Annotated in this window: 13 protein-coding genes and 2 pseudogenes; 9 read left to right on the top strand and 6 right to left on the bottom strand. The window is 42.8% G+C overall.

Going from position 1 to position 18,794, the window contains the following annotated elements; translation table 11 throughout:
- A pseudogene (locus H6G97_RS09380) lies at nucleotides 1-493 on the bottom strand (hypothetical protein); the annotation flags it as partial.
- Nucleotides 494-698: 205 nt separating this feature from the next.
- Between H6G97_RS09380 and H6G97_RS09375 the strand changes: the two are divergent.
- The 6 genes and pseudogenes from H6G97_RS09375 to H6G97_RS09350 form a co-directional block, all read left to right on the top strand.
- Nucleotides 699-974 (top strand): annotated as a pseudogene (locus tag H6G97_RS09375) (Na+-transporting NADH:ubiquinone oxidoreductase, subunit NqrB); the annotation flags it as partial.
- A gap of 122 nt (nucleotides 975-1,096) precedes the next feature.
- Nucleotides 1,097-1,744: a sigma-70 family RNA polymerase sigma factor gene (locus H6G97_RS09370; protein ID WP_190940347.1), complete on the top strand. Its 648-nt coding sequence runs from the start codon at nucleotides 1,097-1,099 to the stop codon at nucleotides 1,742-1,744.
- Nucleotides 1,745-2,294: 550 nt separating this feature from the next.
- Nucleotides 2,295-5,156, top strand: a complete 2,862-nt coding sequence (locus tag H6G97_RS09365) for a CHAT domain-containing protein (RefSeq protein WP_422394174.1) — start codon at nucleotides 2,295-2,297, stop codon at nucleotides 5,154-5,156.
- A 423-nt stretch (nucleotides 5,157-5,579) separates the two neighbouring features.
- Nucleotides 5,580-6,548 (top strand): DUF1822 family protein, encoded by a 969-nt coding sequence (locus H6G97_RS09360; RefSeq protein ID WP_190940346.1) that lies wholly within the window; start codon nucleotides 5,580-5,582, stop codon nucleotides 6,546-6,548.
- A gap of 174 nt (nucleotides 6,549-6,722) precedes the next feature.
- Nucleotides 6,723-9,098, top strand: a complete 2,376-nt coding sequence (locus H6G97_RS09355; protein ID WP_190940355.1) for a CHASE2 domain-containing protein — start codon at nucleotides 6,723-6,725, stop codon at nucleotides 9,096-9,098.
- 34 nt (nucleotides 9,099-9,132) lie between these two features.
- Complete coding sequence (locus H6G97_RS09350) at nucleotides 9,133-9,948, top strand: DUF928 domain-containing protein (protein WP_190940345.1); 816 nt, start codon at nucleotides 9,133-9,135, stop codon at nucleotides 9,946-9,948.
- Nucleotides 9,949-10,035: 87 nt separating this feature from the next.
- Here the strand turns inward: H6G97_RS09350 and H6G97_RS09345 are convergent, their stop codons facing one another.
- A complete protein-coding gene (locus H6G97_RS09345; RefSeq protein ID WP_190940344.1) occupies nucleotides 10,036-12,144 on the bottom strand; it encodes a M3 family metallopeptidase in 2,109 nt (702 codons plus the stop codon).
- A gap of 158 nt (nucleotides 12,145-12,302) precedes the next feature.
- On the opposite strand from H6G97_RS09345, the gene H6G97_RS09340 reads away from it, so the two are divergent.
- Together H6G97_RS09340 and H6G97_RS09335 are read left to right on the top strand one after the other, a co-directional pair.
- Nucleotides 12,303-12,467, top strand: a complete 165-nt coding sequence (locus H6G97_RS09340) for a hypothetical protein (RefSeq protein WP_190940343.1) — start codon at nucleotides 12,303-12,305, stop codon at nucleotides 12,465-12,467.
- Between the two features lie 189 nt (nucleotides 12,468-12,656).
- A complete protein-coding gene (locus H6G97_RS09335) occupies nucleotides 12,657-13,613 on the top strand; it encodes a hypothetical protein (RefSeq protein WP_242054863.1) in 957 nt (318 codons plus the stop codon).
- Nucleotides 13,614-13,911: 298 nt separating this feature from the next.
- On the opposite strand, the gene H6G97_RS09330 is transcribed toward H6G97_RS09335, so the two are convergent.
- Nucleotides 13,912-15,732, bottom strand: coding sequence for an ABC transporter ATP-binding protein (locus H6G97_RS09330; RefSeq protein ID WP_190940342.1), 1,821 nt, complete (start codon nucleotides 15,730-15,732; stop codon nucleotides 13,912-13,914).
- An 88-nt stretch (nucleotides 15,733-15,820) separates the two neighbouring features.
- Nucleotides 15,821-16,621 (bottom strand): DUF6816 family protein, encoded by an 801-nt coding sequence (locus tag H6G97_RS09325; RefSeq protein ID WP_190940341.1) that lies wholly within the window; start codon nucleotides 16,619-16,621, stop codon nucleotides 15,821-15,823.
- A 94-nt stretch (nucleotides 16,622-16,715) separates the two neighbouring features.
- On the opposite strand from H6G97_RS09325, the gene H6G97_RS09320 reads away from it, so the two are divergent.
- A complete protein-coding gene (locus H6G97_RS09320) occupies nucleotides 16,716-17,054 on the top strand; it encodes a carbon dioxide-concentrating mechanism protein CcmK (RefSeq protein WP_190940340.1) in 339 nt (112 codons plus the stop codon).
- A 5-nt stretch (nucleotides 17,055-17,059) separates the two neighbouring features.
- Here H6G97_RS09320 and H6G97_RS09315 read toward each other — a convergent pair whose 3' ends face one another.
- The gene (locus H6G97_RS09315) at nucleotides 17,060-17,464 is read right to left on the bottom strand and encodes a ChuX/HutX family heme-like substrate-binding protein (RefSeq protein WP_190940339.1); all 405 of its coding nucleotides are present in this window, start codon (nucleotides 17,462-17,464) and stop codon (nucleotides 17,060-17,062) included.
- 157 nt (nucleotides 17,465-17,621) lie between these two features.
- The gene (locus H6G97_RS09310) at nucleotides 17,622-18,575 is read right to left on the bottom strand and encodes a PhoH family protein (RefSeq protein ID WP_190940338.1); all 954 of its coding nucleotides are present in this window, start codon (nucleotides 18,573-18,575) and stop codon (nucleotides 17,622-17,624) included.
- Nucleotides 18,576-18,794 lie beyond the last annotated feature (219 nt).

Here is an 18,794-nt window from a genome sequence, read left to right as displayed (position 1 = left end):
GTCCTTTGTGAAGCAATGGTGGGGATAATGCTTGCTCAACCTGCTGATTATCCACTTGTGGCTGATGATATACGCTCAAGCTTGTAGTATCGCAACGAGCGATATCTGTAGACAAGTCATAAGCTTTGACCAAGTGCTGTCCCAAGACTGTTTCGACTTGAATCATCGCATCATTTTCCGATGATCCTAAGATGCCTACCATGTCAGCTAATCGGTCATCACTACAATCTTTATCCCGAATGGACCACCCTGTTGCCATTTCTAAACTTTGATGATGCTGGCGTACCCATGATTCGACTGCACAAAGCCTGTGATCTGCTTGAGTCAATATGTAAGTCAATAATAATACCGCCAGTTGACCGTAACTCAAACCCTGACGATTGCCATGCGGCGTTGGTAATTCAAGGTCTAGCAAAAACTGGATCTGCATTTGTAACAACCAATGAATGATCACTGGAAGATCATCTACTCGCTCTGATGTAGTGTTTTGCAACTGTTATCTAGCCGCCTCAATTATTAGTGAACACCTTTGCAGACTACACTTTCAGGCTGTTATTTGGCTATTCTGTTTGTGAAATGAGCGAACCGACCGATTATTCGTTAGTTATTGGTCATTAGCAAACAACATAGATGCCCTAGCGGCTACTCTTCAAGTTCTCCAACGGAGTACCCGCAGGGTAGGACAAATAACAAATGACAAAAAACAAATGCCCAATCTTCGCAGTGCTTTAATTACCTCACTGGGGCTAAGTTTACTATTGCGGGCTGACCACTGGACAACAATGGCAATAGCCGCAGTTCTTGCGATCGCTAGTAAATTTATCTTTCAAGTAGGTGATAAGCATTTTTTCAATCCCGCCAATTTTGGCATCATATCTGCCTTAATTCTTACCCCCGATGCTTGGGTTTCGCCGGGACAATGGGGTGAAGAGTGGTGGTATGGGCTATTAATTATTCTAACGGCAGAAATCTTACCCACCAATGCCCCATGCCCCGTTCCCTCTAAAAAAAATTTGGCATCTTGACGAAAGGTAATTTTTTAGGGCGTTGTTATACGCAATACTAAGATATTCTTGCTTTGTTCTCCAAGATTGTCATGGTTCACGATGAACAGCTACGCTGCTTAGTTAAAGAAGCCTGTGGACACCAACCTGGTAGTCCTCAGCGTCAAAAGCTGCTCACGCAAATTATTCGCTTGACAGCAAGTAGACTTTGGAGGGAAAGTACTCCCTATTATCAAGACGCACTACAACAAACTTGGTTGTATTTTTGTCGCAATGTTTGTGAAGGTTTGACCGGTCAAATCTATGACCCCACTCATGGCAGCGTCATCACCTGGCTGAATGCTTACCTAAAAAGGAGACTACAAGACTTTTACCTTAACCAAAACCGGGAACAAGCCACAATAGTCCCTCTGAGAATTCATCAGTCTACATCGGGTGGAACAAGTGAAACTATTGACCCTGTAGATAATCTCCCGGCTAGCCCCCAAGCGCCTCCGATTTTGGAAAACCTAGAGATATGGGCGAGGACAGATTCTGATGGAGAACTACGCGCTACTCACATTAAAGGGCATCCAGATGTCAACTGTCAGGTGTTAATTCTCAAACGCTTACCCCCAGAAGTAAGCTGGAGAGAATTATCTGAAGAATTTGGGTTGTCAATTCCGACATTAAGCAGTTTTTATCAGCGCCAATGTCTACCCCGTTTGCGTAAATTCGCAGAATTGGAGGGATTGTTATAGGGATTCTTGTTTCAACAGTTATTAGTTACCAGTTAATTTTTCCGTTGGGAGTGAGAGTCCCCCATTTCTAAAAATGGCGTGTTCAGTCGGAGTCAAATATCTAACTGAAACCGTGATAACTGTTCACGGATTTAATAGATACATAGCAAGATAGTACAAATGTGCTACCTTGCTATGTTAAGTATATACTTAACTATACTTTGCCCATCAAGTTTAGAGTCTAAAAAATCAGGGTATTTCATGAGATAATATTGATATGTTGAAATTGGATAAAACACTGCGTAACTACGCAGAAAAAACCTGTCCACTAAACAAGATACTGTCGCGTAGTCTCAATTAGGATAAAAACATATTACTTGCTTCTAGGCAAACCAATGTGTTTTTTGGGCGTGGGGATGAGTACATCCTCTGTTAATCGTAACCGCACCTAGAGGTTTGGGGGATAGTGTTTCGGAACCTGTGCGCGTTCCAAGCCGCTGTTTCTCTTTCTCTGCTAAAAGCCCCAAGATTGATCTGTGGGGAATGCGTTACTTACCTCTCGTCATGTCTTATGGCTAAAATAACTAGGATTTTTGGCGCGAATTTTGTAAAAGTTAAAAGGCAAAGGGAGCCAAGGCATCGCCTATTTTGCCTACATTGCAAAACTTTTAACCCCTTCAGAGTTTGTCAGTCACTCATTTCAAAAACCAAAAAAACCCTTACGGGAGATGCTGCGCGTAGCTTGCTTAAGAGTAGGGGCATAAGTAGGGAAACCCTCCCAGCACGGGGAGCCAAAACGCTGGCTAAGTTTTTATGTTTGGTTTTATACTTCTTAATCGCCTTGCTATGCATTCTCACATCACCTTTGCTGGCAAAAGTTCCTAGCCCAATTAGTTCATCATCCCAATTACCAGTTAACAGTCTGACATCGCTGGCTGTCACTGCTGACCCAGCCTCACTATTGCAGCAGGGTAAAGTTTTATACAGCAATGGAAATTATACTAAGGCTGTAGAAGTGTTGCAACAAGCTGTCCAGGCATATAGACAGCAAGGGGAAAGCCTCACATTGGCAGCGACATTGAGTAATCTTTCCCTAGCTCATCAGCAACTCGGTGCATGGAGTCAGGCACAGGAGGCAATTACAGAGAGCTTAAATTTGCTTAAAGGACAGAATGAAAATCAAAATCTGCAAATATTTGCCCAATCGTTAGATATTCAAGGTCGTCTGCAACTGGCGATGGGGCAGCCCGAGGCGGCTTTAAAAACTTGGCGGCAGACGGAAGAAATCTACAAGCAAACAAATAATAAAAGTGGCGTGGTGCGATCGCTAATCAATCAAGCACAGGCATGGCAAGCTCAAGGATTTTACCCAAGGGCTGTCAAAACACTAGACCAAGTAAAACAAACGTTAGAATCTCAACCAGATTCCATAGAAAAGACAGTAAGTTTGCGATCGCTTGGTGATGCCCTTTTGGTAGTACGCGATTTGAAAAAATCACGACAAGCACTAGAACAAAGTCTGACGATTGCTCGAAACCTGCAATCAAGTGCTGATATTGGGGCTAGTCTGTTTAGTTTGGGGAATAATGCTCGTAAACAACAGGAAAAGCAACAGGCGATCGCTTATTATCAACAAACAGTCGAAGCTTCTCCCTCACCCCTCACAAAAATCCAAGCCCAACTGAATCACCTGGGACTACTTATTGAAGACCAAGAATGGGCAAAGGCTCAAACTCTCTTACCGTTAATTGAGTCCCAACTCGACCAACTCCCCCTCAGTCGTGCTAGTATTTACGCTCATGTTAACTTTTCACAAAGTTTGGCAAAAGTCAAGAGTGGTATTTTGCACGCGTCTAGTAGTAGTTATTACTTAGCATCTAGTAAAAAAGACTCAGCAGTATTACTTGCTAGAGCCATCCAGCAATCCCACAATTTAGGAGACAAGCGAGCAGAGGCTTATGCTCTGAAGAGTTTAGGCGGCTTGTACGAAGAAACTAAACAGTGGACAGAGGCGCAAAAGCTTACCCAGGAAGGATTAGCTTTGGCACAGAGCAGTAATGCACCAGAAATTACCTATAGTTTAGAGTGGCAGTTAGGTAGATTGCTCAGGGAAAAAAAAGATATTAATGGTGCGATCGCGGCTTATGATGCTGCTGTAAACACACTCCAGTCTCTCCGCAGAGATTTAGTAGCAAATAAAGATGTAGTAAACCAGGATGTGCAATTCAACTTCCGGGACAGCGTGGAACCCGTCTACCGACAGTCAGTAGAGTTACTGCTGCAATCCCAACAAGGAAAACCAGATGAAAAAACGTTGGAGAAAGCACGCGAACGGATTGAAGCACTCCAACTAGCAGAATTGGATGACTTCTTCCAGGAAGCCTGCCTGCAAGGTCAGAGAGTAGCCCTCGATCAAGTAGTAGACCAAAATAATTCCCAGGCTGCTATCCTTTATCCGATTATTCTTCGTGACGAGCTTCACGTAATTGTCAAAATTCCTAAACAACGCTTGCAAAGCTACAGTACCAAGATTTTGCAAGCAGATGTAGAAAAACTCTTACTAGAACTGCGAAGAAATCTTGTCAATCCCACTGCTACTAGGCTCGTCCAAACCCAATCGCAAGAAGTTTACAACTGGCTGCTTAAACCCATTGAGTCACAATTGCAAAAAAGTGGTGTCGATACCTTAGTATTCGTCCTAGATGGCCCATTACGCAACTTACCAATGGCAGCTCTCTACGATGGTAAAGAATACTTGATAGAGAAATATGCAGTTGCTCTGAGTGTAGGTCTACAACTCCTAAACCCAAAACCACTGGTGCAACAGCAGCTAGTAGCTCTTACCGCAGGATTGACTCAGCCCCCGCCAAAATTTTCCAAGTATGGGCCATTGCTGGGGATCAAATCTGAATTCGACGGCATTACCAAAGCAGGAGTATCCACAACTCGTCTACTAGATGGAGATTTTAAGAAAAAGAATTTAGAGAATGAAATTGGTGCTGCTTCATTTAACATAGTGCATTTGGCAACCCACGGTCAGTTTAGTTCCCGTCTTGAGGAAACTTTTATTTTGGATTACGATGGCCGGATAAATGTTAAGGATTTTGATACTCTCTTCCGCAGCCAGGGTAAAACCATAGTGGAACTATTAGTTTTGAGTGCTTGCCAAACAGCAACAGGAGATAGCCGTGCAGCACTCGGTTTGGCAGGAGCAGCTGTACGAGCTGGGGCACGTAGTACTATAGCCTCCCTGTGGCAAATTGATGATGAGTCGACGGCAATGTTTGTTAGCGCCTTCTATCAAGAACTCAAGAGTGGCAAAATCACTAAAGCCGAAGCAGTCCATCGTGCCCAGCTAAAGCTGCTGAAACATCCTAATTATCATGCACCAAGCTTTTGGTCTGCCTATGTATTGATTGGAAATTGGTTGTAATTGGGGGATTGGGCACTGAGGATTTACCTCGTTCCCAGGCTCGAAACTGGGAAACCATTCTAGGAGGCAAAGCCTCCTCTTTCTGGCTATCTTTATAGAAGTCTAAAGACTCAAAACCTCTATCTCCCATATCATCCGATACTTCTCGGTTAAGGGGAAAAAGAAAGAAAAAACCTTTAACCCAAACTCAGTACCCTTTACCCCAAACTCGATTCCGAGTTAAAAATGCAAAACCCAGAAGTATTGCTATATCATCTCAATATACAATCTCTCAATTTTGTGAGATATTTTTACCTAATACCCAATAGCCAAACCCCAATCCCCAATCCCCAATTATCTTTTTCCAGTATTTAATTTTGTGGCATAAATTTAGTGAATGCGGATGATATCTACATAGCAGCATTGATCACTAGAAATTGACTTATGAATAACTCCACCTATCAGCTAGACGATTACGCTTTGACATTGCCGATTTCCCAAACAGCTCGCACAACTGCCCAGCAATTTGCTAAACAGCAGCCAAATCCTGAAAAAGCAGAGCAAGTCCGGCTGAATACTCTGGCTGTATGGGTGGTGAATGACTACTTGCAGATGATGAATATTCCTACTGATCTTCAAGCTAGTGATAGCTGGAACCCCATTATGCGCCTTTGTGGAAATGTAGCTGACTTAGAGGTGTCCTCAATTGGTCGTCTGGAATGTCGCCCTGTCCATTGCCATCAGCAGATATTTTCTATTCCTCCAGAAACTTGGGAAGAACGAGTGGGTTATTTAGCAGTTCAATTTGATGAATTCCTGCAAGAAGCGAAGCTGCTTGGTTTTATTCCTAGTGTCACAGATGAAATACTGCCTTTAGCGCAACTGCAACCATTGGAAGCATTTATCGACCACATCTGGCAACTGCGTCAATCTCCAGTTACTTCACTAGTGAATTTGAGTCAGTGGTTTGCTGGTATATTTGAGACTGGCTGGCAGACTATTGAATCCCTGTGGAACGTGCCGGAACTCAGACCAACTTATGCCTTTCGCAGTATTGAAACTTTGGAACTAGATAGCCTTAACCAACCAGAATCAATTACTAAACGGGCAAAACTGATTGATTTGGGGATCCAAATTCTTAACCAACCAGTTATGTTGATTGTGGAAATTAGCCCCGAAAAGGATCAACAAACCAGTATTCATCTGCAATTGCACGCCACTGGGAATCAAATCTACTTGCCGTCAGGAGTTCATCTCACCGTTCTAGATAGTTCGGGAGCAGTATTTCTAGACGCTCAATCTAGAAAATCAGACAACTACATTCAGTTGCAGTTTCGTGGTGAACCCACAGAGCAATTTAGCGTTAGGGTAGCTTTTGAAAATACCAGTATTACCGAACATTTCCGAATTTGAATTACATAGCTATCTTTCCTCTTGGTCGGTAAATTATTAAGTGGTAATTGTTAATTAAAAATTAAAAATTCAAGCTAGCTTTTGGGGATTTTGAAAAAATCTGTAGATGCTTGTGGAGCTTGTTATGAGAAATTAAAACAAGGCGTGATCTTGCACAGGGAGATAACGACGGTTATGGGTAAGTTAGTAGTCATAAAATTCGGAGAGGGTAGTTTTGAGCAGGGATTTGCTGTCACCCTCCAAATTGGTGAAGAACATGAGCGTGCTGCAACAGAAATCACAGGGAGGCTACCTTCATTCCCAGAAATGCCGCTCTATTATAGTCATTGGCAGTCTAGTTATCGGCAGATAGGCAATCGTTATCGCCTCCATGCTGACCAAATGCAGGTGACAAATGTATCGATGGTTCAAGACTGCGAAAACACTTCCCATATTTTGCGGGCACGTTTTAATACCTGGTTGCGGGCAGAAGAGTTTCGCCCTTTGAGGGAAAAATGGTTAGAAAGATTATCCTCCACGGACGAAGTGCGGGTAATTTTGCAAACAGAAAATAGCCAATTGCAGCTATTACCCTGGCATCTGTGGGACTTGTTAGAACGCTACCCTAAAACTGAAATCGCCCTTTCTTCACCATCCTACGATCGCATTCACAAGCCACGCATTGCCAATGAATTAGTTAACATTTTGGCAATTGTGGGCAATAGTAAGGGGATTGACACCCAAGCCGATCAAGCTTTACTGCAACAGTGTAATAACGCAGAAGTCAGCTTTCTAGTAGAACCACAGCGTAAAGAATTGACTGACCATCTCTGGGGGAAAAACTGGGATATTCTTTTCTTTGCCGGACACAGTTCCAGTCACGGAAATGGGGAAAGTGGACGAATTTACCTGAATAAAACTGATAGTCTGACCATTGGCGAGTTAAAATTTGCTCTCAAAAAAGCTATTGAAAATGGTTTGCAATTAGCTATATTCAATTCCTGTGATGGATTGGGATTGGCGCGAGAACTGGCTGATTTGCAAATTCCTCAAATAATCGTCATGCGTGAACCTGTGCCAGACCAGGTTGCTAAGGAGTTTTTAAAGTATTTTCTTGAAGGCTTTGCCGGTGGCGAGTCTTTATATCAATCAGTACGCCAAGCGCGGGAACGCTTGCAAGGACTTGAGGATCGATTTCCTTGTGCGACTTGGCTACCAGTGATTTGTCAAAATCCAGCGCAGATACCACCCACTTGGGATGAATTAAGGTCTGTAAAAATTGAAGAGATACCCAATTTACCCTTGCCTAACAGACGCAGATTTCGGACAACTTTGTTATCCAGCTTGGCAATTACAGTCTTGGTTTGTGGGGTGAGATTGGTGGGATTGCTGGAAAATTCAGAGATTCAAGCCTTTGACCTGATGATGCGATCGCGCCCTGCTACAGGACTTGATTCTAGACTGTTAATAATTACAATTGACGATGATGATTTGGCAATTCAAAGAAAAAATGACGAGTCCTTGACTGGAGCTTCCCTTTCGGAAAAATCTCTTAACAAAGTTTTGGCAAAACTAAAGCAATACCAACCCCGGGCGATCGGCTTGGATATCTACCGTGATTTTAAGGCCAAAGACCCAGATTTAATTACTCGTCTCCAAAAAACTCAGAACTTGATTGGCGTATGTAAGGGGAGCGATGGCACTGTAAATATCCCAGGCAACGGGCCACCACCAGAAATACCCCGAGAAAACTTAGGATTTAGCGACTTTATTCACGATCGCGATGGAGTTGTTCGTCGGCATCTCCTATTCATGAACCAAGAGGCGACATCATTGTGTCCTGCCCGCTACTCGTTTAGTCTACAATTAGCATCCCTCTATCTACGCCCTTTAGGAATTGAAACTAAGTTCACCCCTAAAGGGAATTTGCAGGTGGGTAAAACTATTTTTCCGAACCTGAACTCTGGCACTGGTGGCTATCAAAATATTGATGCTAATGGCGGCCAAATCTTACTTAACTACCGTTCTTCAAAACAGATAGCTGAACAGGTGAAGCTAACGCATTTTTTATCTAGTCCGCTTGACTCTGGCGCTATCAAAGACCGGATTGTTTTGATTGGTGTGACAGCAAAGGGGGATTCTCCAGACACTTGGCCTACACCCTATGGCGTTCCTTTAGATGAACAAATGCCAGGAGTGCTGGTACATGCCCACATGATCAGCCAGATCCTTAGCGCAGTTCAGGATGGACGGCCGTTGCTGCAAGTTTGGTCATTGTGGGCTGAAGTGGTTTGGATTTGGGGCTGGTCTTTGGTAGGGGGAATCTTGGCTTGGCGCAGACTTTCGTTACCCTGGTTGGCATTGGCAACTGGTGTTACTTCTGGTGTTTTGTATGGACTTTGTTTTGGTCTATTCATTTCGGGTGCTTGGGTACCGTTTGTACCGTCAGCTTTATCGCTGGCAGCTATGGTGGGCTTGATGTCAATCCATAATTCAAAAACAGAAGCGCAGGTGGAGAGTGAGGGGGTGAGGGAAATGAGGGAGATGAGGGAGATAAGAGAGAATAACTAATGCCCAATCTAAAATCGTATGAGGTAAGGTTTTTATGAATTTAAATTCACAGCCTATAAAACTGTTTTTAATAGTAACTTTTAGCTGTACAAGTCTACTAGTTAGCCTGATTCCAGTACTGGCGAAACCAACTCCTAATCGCTCTGATGCTAAAACGACCCTAGCTCAAGCCACAACCTTTAATCAACCTCCAATTCCACCTGGCCCCCCTCCTGGCGGTCGTGTTCGTGGTGGAGCGAAGCGCGGGGAAATAGCTGGGTGTCCACCGACTAAACCCGATCTGACTGCTTTAGTACCCTTTACTGAAGAAGCTGACTTAGTGATTAATGTCTGGGGACAGACAACAGTAGAACGTCCAAGTTGGTTTTTCTATGTGCCTTATAGCAAAGATTTGCCTTATACGGTTGAATTTGTAGTGCAAGAATATCCTGAATCTAAGGACTCTAAGGAGATTTATCGAAAAGCGATCGCTCTCCCCGATGAGCCAGGAGTCATCCGCGTTTCTTTGCCTACCACTGTTCCCGCTTTAGCAGTAGACAAACAATATCGCTGGTTTTTAACCATTAACTGTGACAAGGAAAAGACTTCTCCCCCAACTTTTGTTGAAGGGGTAATAAAAAGAATCGAACTGAATCCAGCCACAGTCAAAGAGCTACAAACCACAGAACCTCGAAAGCGCTATGCTATCTATGCCCAAAAGGGGATATGGTACGAGGCACTGGCGACGCTGGCTGAACTGCGTCAAAAAAATCCTGAAGATGCGGCGCTGAAAGCAGAGTGGCGGAATTTATTAGGCAGCATCCGCTTAGATGATGTTGCAGGAGAACCCATTCCCGTAGAAACGCCTTAAACCAGGGAAAAAAACTTCACTCAAGGATTATTTGCAAAAATTTTGATGTAGAGACGTTGGATTGCAACGTCTCTACAAAGGTGTTGTTTAATTGACAGCAGCGCTCACCAAACCATTGTGCCTCAGCAGAGCGATCGTACTTGGTTCACGACCCCGGAAAGTTTTAAACACCTCCATCGGATGCTTGCTACCACCGAGCGCTAGCACTGTATCTCGATAACGCACACCTGTGGCTTTTACTGCCTCTTCATCTTCTAATCCAGCTTCTTCAAAAGCGGCAAAAGCATCAGCACTCAATACTTCAGCCCACTTGTAACTGTAATAACCTGCTGCATAACCACCCTCAAAAATGTGTCCAAAAGCACATAACATTGAATCTTCTGGAAGTGGTGGTAAAACAGTCGTAGTCTTGGCTATACGCTGACGCACATCTGCCGGAGTTTCATCGCTACCGGAACGATAACGATAATGCAGTTCTAAATCAATACTGCTAAAGTGAATCTGCCGCAACATCGCAGTACCACTCATATAATTACGCGCCGCTAGCAGCTTTTGATAATAATGCTCCGGTAGGGCTTCCCCAGTTTCGTAATGTTTAGCCATGCCAAACAAAGTGGGTCGCTCATAGCACCAATTTTCCATAAACTGACTAGGTAGTTCCACTGCATCCCACTCCACATTATTGATGCCTGCGGCTCCAGCGTAGTCAACCTTGGTGAGCATGTGCTGCAATCCATGACCAAACTCGTGGAACAAAGTTTCTACTTCATAGAAAGTCATCAAACTCGGCTTGCCATCGACTGGAGGAGTTTGGTTACATATTAAATAAGTCACAGGCAACCGGATGGCAGTTACACCATTTTCAGTGATTTTGGCACGATTGATGCACGCATCCATCCAAGCACCACCACGTTTTTCTGCTGGACGGCTATAGGGGTCTAAGTAGAAGTAGGCTATGGGAGAACCAGTTTCATCAGCTATTTGGAAATAACGGACATCCTCATGCCATACTGGGGCTTGACCATCAGCTGGGGTTACAGTCACACCAAACAGCCGTTTCACAAGTCCAAACAAGCCATCTAACACTTGGGGAAGGGGAAAGTAGGGACGCAATTCTTCAGCAGTAAAGGCAAATTTTGCTTCTCGTTGGCGTTCTGCCCAAAAGCTGATGTCCCAGTGTTTTAAATCTTGATATTCTTCTCCATAAGATGCAGCGAAAGCTTGAAGTTCTTCTAAGTCTTTGACAGCAGCATCATAACTGGCCTGGCGTAGTTCTTCTAATAGTGCTTCCACTGCCTCAACATTAGGAGCCATTTTACTTGCAAGACTCAACTCGGCAAAACTCTTAAAGCCGAGTAAATCTGCAAGTTCTTGCCGTAACTCAAAAATACGTACAATTAACGGGTTATTATCTAAATCCCCAGCAGAAGCGCGAGTGATATAAGCTTTGTAGAGTTTTTCACGCAAATCTCGACGGGTGCTGTGCTGCATGAAAGGGCCGTAGCAGGGGAAGTCTAAAGTAATACGCCAAGGGCCATTTTCTGGTGTGGCGTTCTCTTCTCCAGCCGCACGAGCAGCTTGAGCAGCTAAACTCACTAAACTTGGTGGTAGGCCGTCAATTTCTGCTTTTGTTGTCAGGGTTAAGCTAAAGGCTTTTGTGGCATCAAGTACATGGTTAGAAAATTTAGTCGAAAGTTCTGCCAACTCCATCTGAATGGCGTTGAAACGCTCTCTTGCTTCTCCTTCTAAGCCAACCCCAGAAAGTTCTGCATCTCGAATGGCAGCTTCTACAATGCGCTGTTGGGCTAATTCTAAAGTTGCCCAACTATCACTGCTACGAAGTTTCTTAAAAGCATTGTAAATAGGTTGGCTTTGACCAAGCTTGTTGATAAACTGTACGACTAGTGGCTGTACAATTTCATGAGCTTCGCGCAGTTCCGGGCTATTTTGAACACCCATTAAATGATTTACCACCCCCCAACTCCAGGTAAGCCGTTCTGTCAGCTTTTCTAAGGGTTCTACTAAACCACTCCAAGTAGGCTGTATATTAGCCTCTAAGGTGGCAAGCTGCTGGTCAAGTTCTGCCAGCAACTGATTGAAGGCTGGTACTACTCGTTCTGGTTTAATCTCTGCAAAGACAGGTAATCCTGTGCCTTGAAGTAGGGGGTTGTGGGAAATGATGGTACTTGCACTCATGGTTTTGTGTGAACTGCGGACTAATGAAAATCAACAATGATTTTTAGTTATATATCTTCTAATGTAACGATCGCTATGCTGTTTATGATTGCCAGAATGGCAAAAAGGCAAAAAAAGCGATAATTAATCACGAAATAATCTCCATAGGGCTATTTTGTTTGGTACTGATACTGTCTAGCTACTATCAGTATTTTGCATACATTTGCGATCGCACATCGTGGCTGCTTCACCTACCTCAAGTTGACCAAAGGCGATCGTATCAAGGCATCATAATGTACTATGTCAAACAGGTAGCTCGTCCGCCTGCATGGGCGTTACCCTGAAAGTGCAGTTTCAGCCCAGGAATTCTAAGCTTTCAAGGCGTGGGAGTGTCAAATTAAGTGAGTGCGATCGAGCGTCCTTAGCGAATTGAAAAGTGAGGCTCTATATTTATGATTTTATTTGGCAACTCATCTTTTTACTCGTAAAATCGAAGACAAGATCAAGGTCAGTAGAAAAGAGTCCCTAAATTAATGAGTACGTTAATCAGTCAGGGTGGAAGAGCTATCACTAAATTTCAGATGGTAGACCGAATAAACGATATCGCTTGGCAAGCCCACCAAGGTAGCGTTGCGGCGATTATTCAGCTATTGAACGAAAAGCTAGCTAAGTCTGGTGTCAGAACTAGAGCCATTTTTTCTGATGGTATCTTACAAATTCTGTGCGAGGCAGCTAGCGTAGAACAACTTGAGCAATCTCCCGTTGTCGCAGAAATTCAGCAAATTCTTGATTCCATCGCCCCGCGTCATATTCGCCGAGTCAATATCAACAGTCGGATTGTTCGGGAACAACAATTACTGTGGCTAAAAGAAATAGATAGCGATCGCGAAAATCAATTGCTTTGGTCACAGGAAATTACGTTAATTCAGCCCAATATTATAAAGCAACTAATTAAAGATTTCACAGAAGCTCAAGCTGGACTAGGAAAGTCAAATTTTCCGAAAACTCAAGTCTCTCGCCCTTTAGTACTTGTTAACAAAGAAAAACCCAAAAATCAACCTAATAAAAAGATATTAGCAGCGGTTGGTTTATGCTCACTCTTGTTGCTTAGTTGGGTTGTTTATGCCCAATTAGGTAATAATCTGAAAAGCCTAATGCAATTCCAAACTTCTAAATCTTTAACTACAGAAAATACAAGCAATAGAAAAGTTCAAACACCACTTAGTTCTGCTAAGAATAACCTTTCTGCTCCATCTGATGACCAATTTGCCATAGCGGTGCGAATTGCAAATCTTGCTTCTGCATCTGGTAAAACAGCTACAGCCTCAACTCAGTGGTTAGAGATAGCTGCTAAATGGCAACGGGCTTCAGATTTAATGAGTACGGTGCCACAAAAACACAGTCGTTATCAGGAAGCTAAGATTCGTACTCAACTTTATAAGAAATACAGTGAGGCGGCACAGAAAGAAGCAGATAAGAGTAAATCTTAGTTTTTTGTAATTAGAAAACTTGGATTACTGATTAGTATTCTCATAATTAAAAAAATCGACCTTATTGACAATATAATAAGGTCGATTTAAGCCAATACGGTTTAGTTAATGGTAAAAACGAAAAGTAGTGTAGTAGTGTAGATTGGGTTGAGGAACGAAACCCAATATTATCAACCATTTGTTGAGTTTCGCTATTGCTCAACCCAACCTACTATTTTTCACAAAGCCAAGCGTATTGCGATTTAATCAAGTTAATTGATTCGTGGAGTCAATCTAAAATCCAAAATGTGTATATCTTCTAACTCAGAAGTTCTCCTGTTTCTTGTAGGGAATGCAAACGGCGGTAAATACCCTCATGGCGCAAGAGTTCATCGTGGCTACCCACTTCTACAATCTTTCCTTGCTCTAGAACCACAATTTTATCAGCTTCCCGGACTGTACTTAAACGGTGGGCAATAACGATGGTGGTGCAAGTACCCTGAATCGATCGCATCGCTAGCTGAATTGAACGCTCAGACTCATAATCTAAACTAGAGGTGGCTTCGTCAAAAATCAGCACATCTGGTTCAACTAACAACGCCCTAGCAATTCCCAAGCGTTGTCTTTGTCCTCCAGATAACCTGACACCTCGTTCTCCCACGACGGTGTAATAACCTTGTGGTAACTGCTGCACTACTTCATCGACTCTGGCAATTCTACAAGCTTCCTTAACCTGCTCCAAACTGGCATTTGTTTTACCATAGGTGAGGTTATCCAATATAGTACCGTTGAAAACATCTACTTCTTGGTGAACGATCGCTAATCTCCGTCTATATTTACCCACATCCAAAGTGCGAATATCTTGACCATCAATCAGAATTTGACCTGCTTGAGGTTCAAAATATCGCAACAGCAATTTCATTAAAGTAGACTTACCAGAACCGGAACGCCCCACTAATGCTACTGTTTGGTATGGCTCAATCAACAAGTTGATATCTTGTAAAACTTGACGGTTGGCATCATATCCAAAACTCAGGTGCGACAACTCAACTTTTCCAGTAAATTTATAAGGTGATTCTGTCTGGTGGCTCTCTTCTAAAAGACTAGCTGAATCAGATGGAGTTGGCTCTTGCAAAAATTCGTGAAACCGCAACATAGAAGAATAACGACGGGCAAAAACTTCTGCCAAGCTACTAATTGGTTCTAATTCGGCATAAGCCATGCTAGAAAGAGTCAAGGTCATGATAAAGTGACCGAGAGAAATTCTCCCGTTTACTGTTGCTGCTAAAGTTAAACCCAAGATAGTAAACACACAAAATTGAATTACAGTTCTTTGCCAAGTACCTAGTATCGTATAACCTTTGTGGATGCGATAATTAAGCACCACTAGTTCACGATTTAAACGTTTTTTTTGCCGTTTCAGTTCTTTAGCTTCTGTAGCAAATGCTTTCACCGTTTTGATGTTAGTGATCAATTCGGAAGTGCGGCTTTCTGTGTCCTCTCCATATTTATCCACACGACTTTCGTACTCAATTAACTGCTGTAAATTCTTCAAGCTGAAGCTGAGAATAATTACAAAGGAAATTAGATATAAAACTGCAATCCGCCACTCAATAAACAAGATAAACACAAAAATCCCCAGTACACGAGCCAGTTTAGGAATCAACTGTCCGGCGATTTCGGGATATGCCCAAGTGTGGTTAGCAATACCTCTAGCTACTCTGCCAGCAATACGTCCAGGGTTATTTTCATCATAAAATTCTAGTGGGAGAGTAAGAACTTTAGCGATCGCTGTTTCACTTTTATCTCGACGCGATCTGAAAGCTATATCCCAGTGAAACCAATTGCTTAACCAGGGTTGTGTGGGCGCTCTCACTACGGTGACAATGAATATTAAACCCAGCAATACTCCTAAAGATAGAGTTTTATTAACTGGGTAATTGGTGATGTCAGAAAAAGTTGCGATCGCACTTTGAAGTGGTTTATCCAAAGGTTGATCAGACAAAACGTTTAAAATCTGCCCGATCGCATAAGGGACAACCAAATCAATAATTTCGTAAATGCTGGATGCTGTAATACTAAAAACACTCAGCTTCCAATCAGAGCGAAAGTAATTGACAATATCTTGAAATTTGGCCATGATGCACACCATCCAAGAGCGCGATCGTAAACTTGGAATTTATATACTACGCTTGTAATACGAATGTAGTCAAGAGCTAGGTGACAAATCACTCTTTGGGAGTAGTTGCTAGTTTTTGGGGAAAAAATTCGAGGCGATAGCGGTAGAGAGCAACTGGTTGAGAGGCAGCTTGAAAGTAATCTGGATCTTGGGGTGAAAGATAAACAGCAGTAACTTGGTCTGCTTCAATCGCCGGATTAGACGTTGGAAGTTTATGATAAGCCGTAGTAGATTCTACAGAGTTTAAATAGGGGCGTGAACCGCCTTTAAATAGTTGTTGAAACACTTCTGTAGTGATGAATTTGCCATCAGAGGTAGTTTCTGTGGCCCGTGCAGTCACAATGGAAACTAGTTGCCGACTGCTACGCAAGAACGTAATTTGACGATTAGGTGAATCTGGATCTACTTTGACTGATAACACTGCTTCATCCCCTAAATAAGCCCGTGCCAAATTCAAACTATTAAATGCTCTATCTGCTACTAAGATGGGGGATTTGTTGTCTATCTTAGGTAATATATTTAACCCAGGAGGGTGTGGTTTCTCCTTCACAAATCTTACTACAAAACTCACAGGCTGATTTAATTGTCGGCGATTACCTTCAAACCCTGGAGTTACGATTTCTGGTGCTAAAGGTGCAGCTAAATCTACCAAAGTACTTGTTACTTGCCAATAACCAGCCATCCATTCAGGGTAAACTAAATCACCCGAAGCTGGCTGCACTGAAGTTAATTTTTCCCATTGGGGAAAATTTGCTAATCGTTCAGCTAACTCTGCTGCAAAAGCTTCACCACTCCATAATAGGAAAAAAAACAGCAAGCAAAAACTCCAAATCCCCTTCATTACAAGCATTAGCAGTTTTGTCTTTAATGTTTATGATTTATCGATTAAAAATTAAAACTTTGTAGTGAGATAATTAGCCCTATCCCGAATTTATAGTGATAGCATGACATTGGCATTAGGCATGATTGAAGTTTATGGGGTTCCCACAGCTGTGGAAGTGGGAGATGCTATGTGTAAAGCTGCCCGTGTAACTCTTGTTGGTTATGAGAATACCGATTTGGGAAGAATTACCGTCTTAATTCGGGGGGTTGTGGGCGAGGTGAATGTGGCGGTGACAGTAGGACTAAAGGCAGTGCTACGAGTTAACGGTGGCGAGATGCTTTCTTCTCATATTATTGCCCGCCCCCACGAAAATTTAGAATATATTTTACCGATTCATCGCAGCACTAATATGGAACAATTCAGTGCAGATATCCGATTTCCTCCACCCCTATCAGTTTAGCTATATTAAATTTCTGCTGCTAAAGGTTGCCAAATATCTCCATAACGATCTCGTAAAGCTTGCCAAGCTTCTACTTGACCGGGTTCATATTCTCCCGGTTTACCCCATTGCAAAAATAGGCTTAAAGCCGATTCTTGTTTATCATCTAAAAACCGAATAGCATAGGTTGTAAAATTTCCCCTCTTCGCTTCACCTGTTTCAAATTTCACCTGAATAATTTTATCCATATTCAAGTGAAACTCAAAGCCTTCGGTGTGCATATTCGCATACTTACCTTTAGGCAATTCTGCATAAAATAACTTTTCTATTTTGCCTCGCGCTTCTAATACAGCAGCACTACTAGTAACAATTAAACGTAAAGTTCCTAAAGTCTCGCAAGCTGTTAAAAATTCTTTCAATGTTGTGGTCATTTGTTATTTGTCCTTTGTCATTTGTTATTTGTCCTACCCTACGGGTACTCCGTTGGAGAACTCGAAGAGTAGCCGCTGGCGCGTCTATGTCATTTGTCCTTCGTCATTTATTAATTTTTTTGCTAATGATCAATGACTACTGACCAATGACTATTGACTATTTTTCATATCGTTCATAAGCAGCAACAATGCGCTGAACTAGAGGATGGCGCACGACATCTTTTTGTGAAAATTCGCAAAAGGCAATGCCTTCAACGTGTTTTAAAATTTGTAAAGCTACCCCTAAACCCGATTGTTGATGAAGTGGTAAATCAGTTTGTGTCATATCGCCCGTAATTACCATCCGCGAACGGAAGCCCAAACGAGTCAAAACCATTTTCATTTGAGCGGGTGTAGTATTTTGCGCTTCATCCACAATTACAAAAGCGTTATTGAGGGTGCGTCCCCGCATATAGGCGAGTGGTGCGACTTCAATTACACCGCGTTCCATTAAACTGGGTACTTTTTCGGGGTCGATAAACTCATAAATGGCATCGTAAAGTGGGCGAAGATAGGGATTAACTTTCTGCTGTAAGTCTCCAGGCAAAAAACCGAGTTTTTCACCAGCTTCGACGGCGGGACGAGTTAAAATTAGCTTTTCAAACTGGTTAGCAAGAAGTGCTTGCACGGCGACAACAACAGCGAGATAAGTTTTGCCGGTACCAGCAGGGCCAACGCCAAAGGTGAGATCGCGTTGACGGAGTGCGTCAATATATTGACGCTGGCGGAAGGTTTTGGCACGAACTTCTTCGCCCCGGCGACTTTTAGCGAGGATATCTCGCTGTAAATCTTGCAGTTCCCCTTGCCGATCGCTATCTATAGCTTGACGGGCTGTTAAAATATCGGCACTGGAGATAGTATTGCCTTTAATCCAGAGGTCTTCAAGCGATCGCACTAATCGAGAAGCCAGATCAATTTGCCCTTCAGTGCCAGAAATCACTAATTCCTGTCCGCGTAAGACTAAAGTGGCTCCTGTTTGCCGAGATAGGAATTTGAGATTTTCTTCTCCATCTCCTGCAAGAGCGATCGCACTGGGAATATTCGGCAGCTGAATTGTGAAGGCACCTGCCATAGTATTTCTTAATTGGTGAGGATCTGTGTTTGACAAAGGTTAATTTTTTCTCGCCAAGGGCGAAATTATACTTTACTACTTAAATTTTGAAACAATATTGCAATAAATTAATCGCTGTAGGGGTATAAATCTGTACATCCCTACTGGTCAAAAAGAGGAAAAGGGGCAGGGGGCGGGGAGCAGGGGGGGAAATCGGCATACATAAATTTAGGGTTACTG

Origin of the sequence: Nostoc flagelliforme FACHB-838 (assembly GCF_014698065.1) — a bacterium.
Taxonomy (GTDB): domain Bacteria; phylum Cyanobacteriota; class Cyanobacteriia; order Cyanobacteriales; family Nostocaceae; genus Nostoc; species Nostoc flagelliforme_B.
The sequence above is the reverse complement of the archived record's forward strand: the minus strand, read 5'-3'. Positions and strand labels throughout refer to the sequence as shown.

Excerpts from the sequence above, each read along its gene's own strand:
- H6G97_RS09360 (WP_190940346.1), top strand. The coding sequence starts at position 5,580 with ATGAATAACTCCACCTATCAGCTAGACGATTACGCTTTGACATTGCCG.
- H6G97_RS09350 (WP_190940345.1), top strand. The coding sequence starts at position 9,133 with ATGAATTTAAATTCACAGCCTATAAAACTGTTTTTAATAGTAACTTTT.
- H6G97_RS09320 (WP_190940340.1), top strand. The coding sequence starts at position 16,716 with ATGACATTGGCATTAGGCATGATTGAAGTTTATGGGGTTCCCACAGCT.
- H6G97_RS09345 (WP_190940344.1), bottom strand. The coding sequence starts at position 12,144 with ATGAGTGCAAGTACCATCATTTCCCACAACCCCCTACTTCAAGGCACA.
- H6G97_RS09315 (WP_190940339.1), bottom strand. The coding sequence starts at position 17,464 with ATGACCACAACATTGAAAGAATTTTTAACAGCTTGCGAGACTTTAGGA.
- H6G97_RS09330 (WP_190940342.1), bottom strand. The coding sequence starts at position 15,732 with ATGGCCAAATTTCAAGATATTGTCAATTACTTTCGCTCTGATTGGAAG.
- H6G97_RS09325 (WP_190940341.1), bottom strand. The coding sequence starts at position 16,621 with ATGCTTGTAATGAAGGGGATTTGGAGTTTTTGCTTGCTGTTTTTTTTC.
- H6G97_RS09365 (WP_422394174.1), top strand. The coding sequence starts at position 2,295 with ATGGCTAAAATAACTAGGATTTTTGGCGCGAATTTTGTAAAAGTTAAA.
- H6G97_RS09370 (WP_190940347.1), top strand. The coding sequence starts at position 1,097 with ATGGTTCACGATGAACAGCTACGCTGCTTAGTTAAAGAAGCCTGTGGA.
- H6G97_RS09355 (WP_190940355.1), top strand. The coding sequence starts at position 6,723 with ATGGGTAAGTTAGTAGTCATAAAATTCGGAGAGGGTAGTTTTGAGCAG.
- H6G97_RS09310 (WP_190940338.1), bottom strand. The coding sequence starts at position 18,575 with ATGGCAGGTGCCTTCACAATTCAGCTGCCGAATATTCCCAGTGCGATC.
- H6G97_RS09335 (WP_242054863.1), top strand. The coding sequence starts at position 12,657 with ATGAGTACGTTAATCAGTCAGGGTGGAAGAGCTATCACTAAATTTCAG.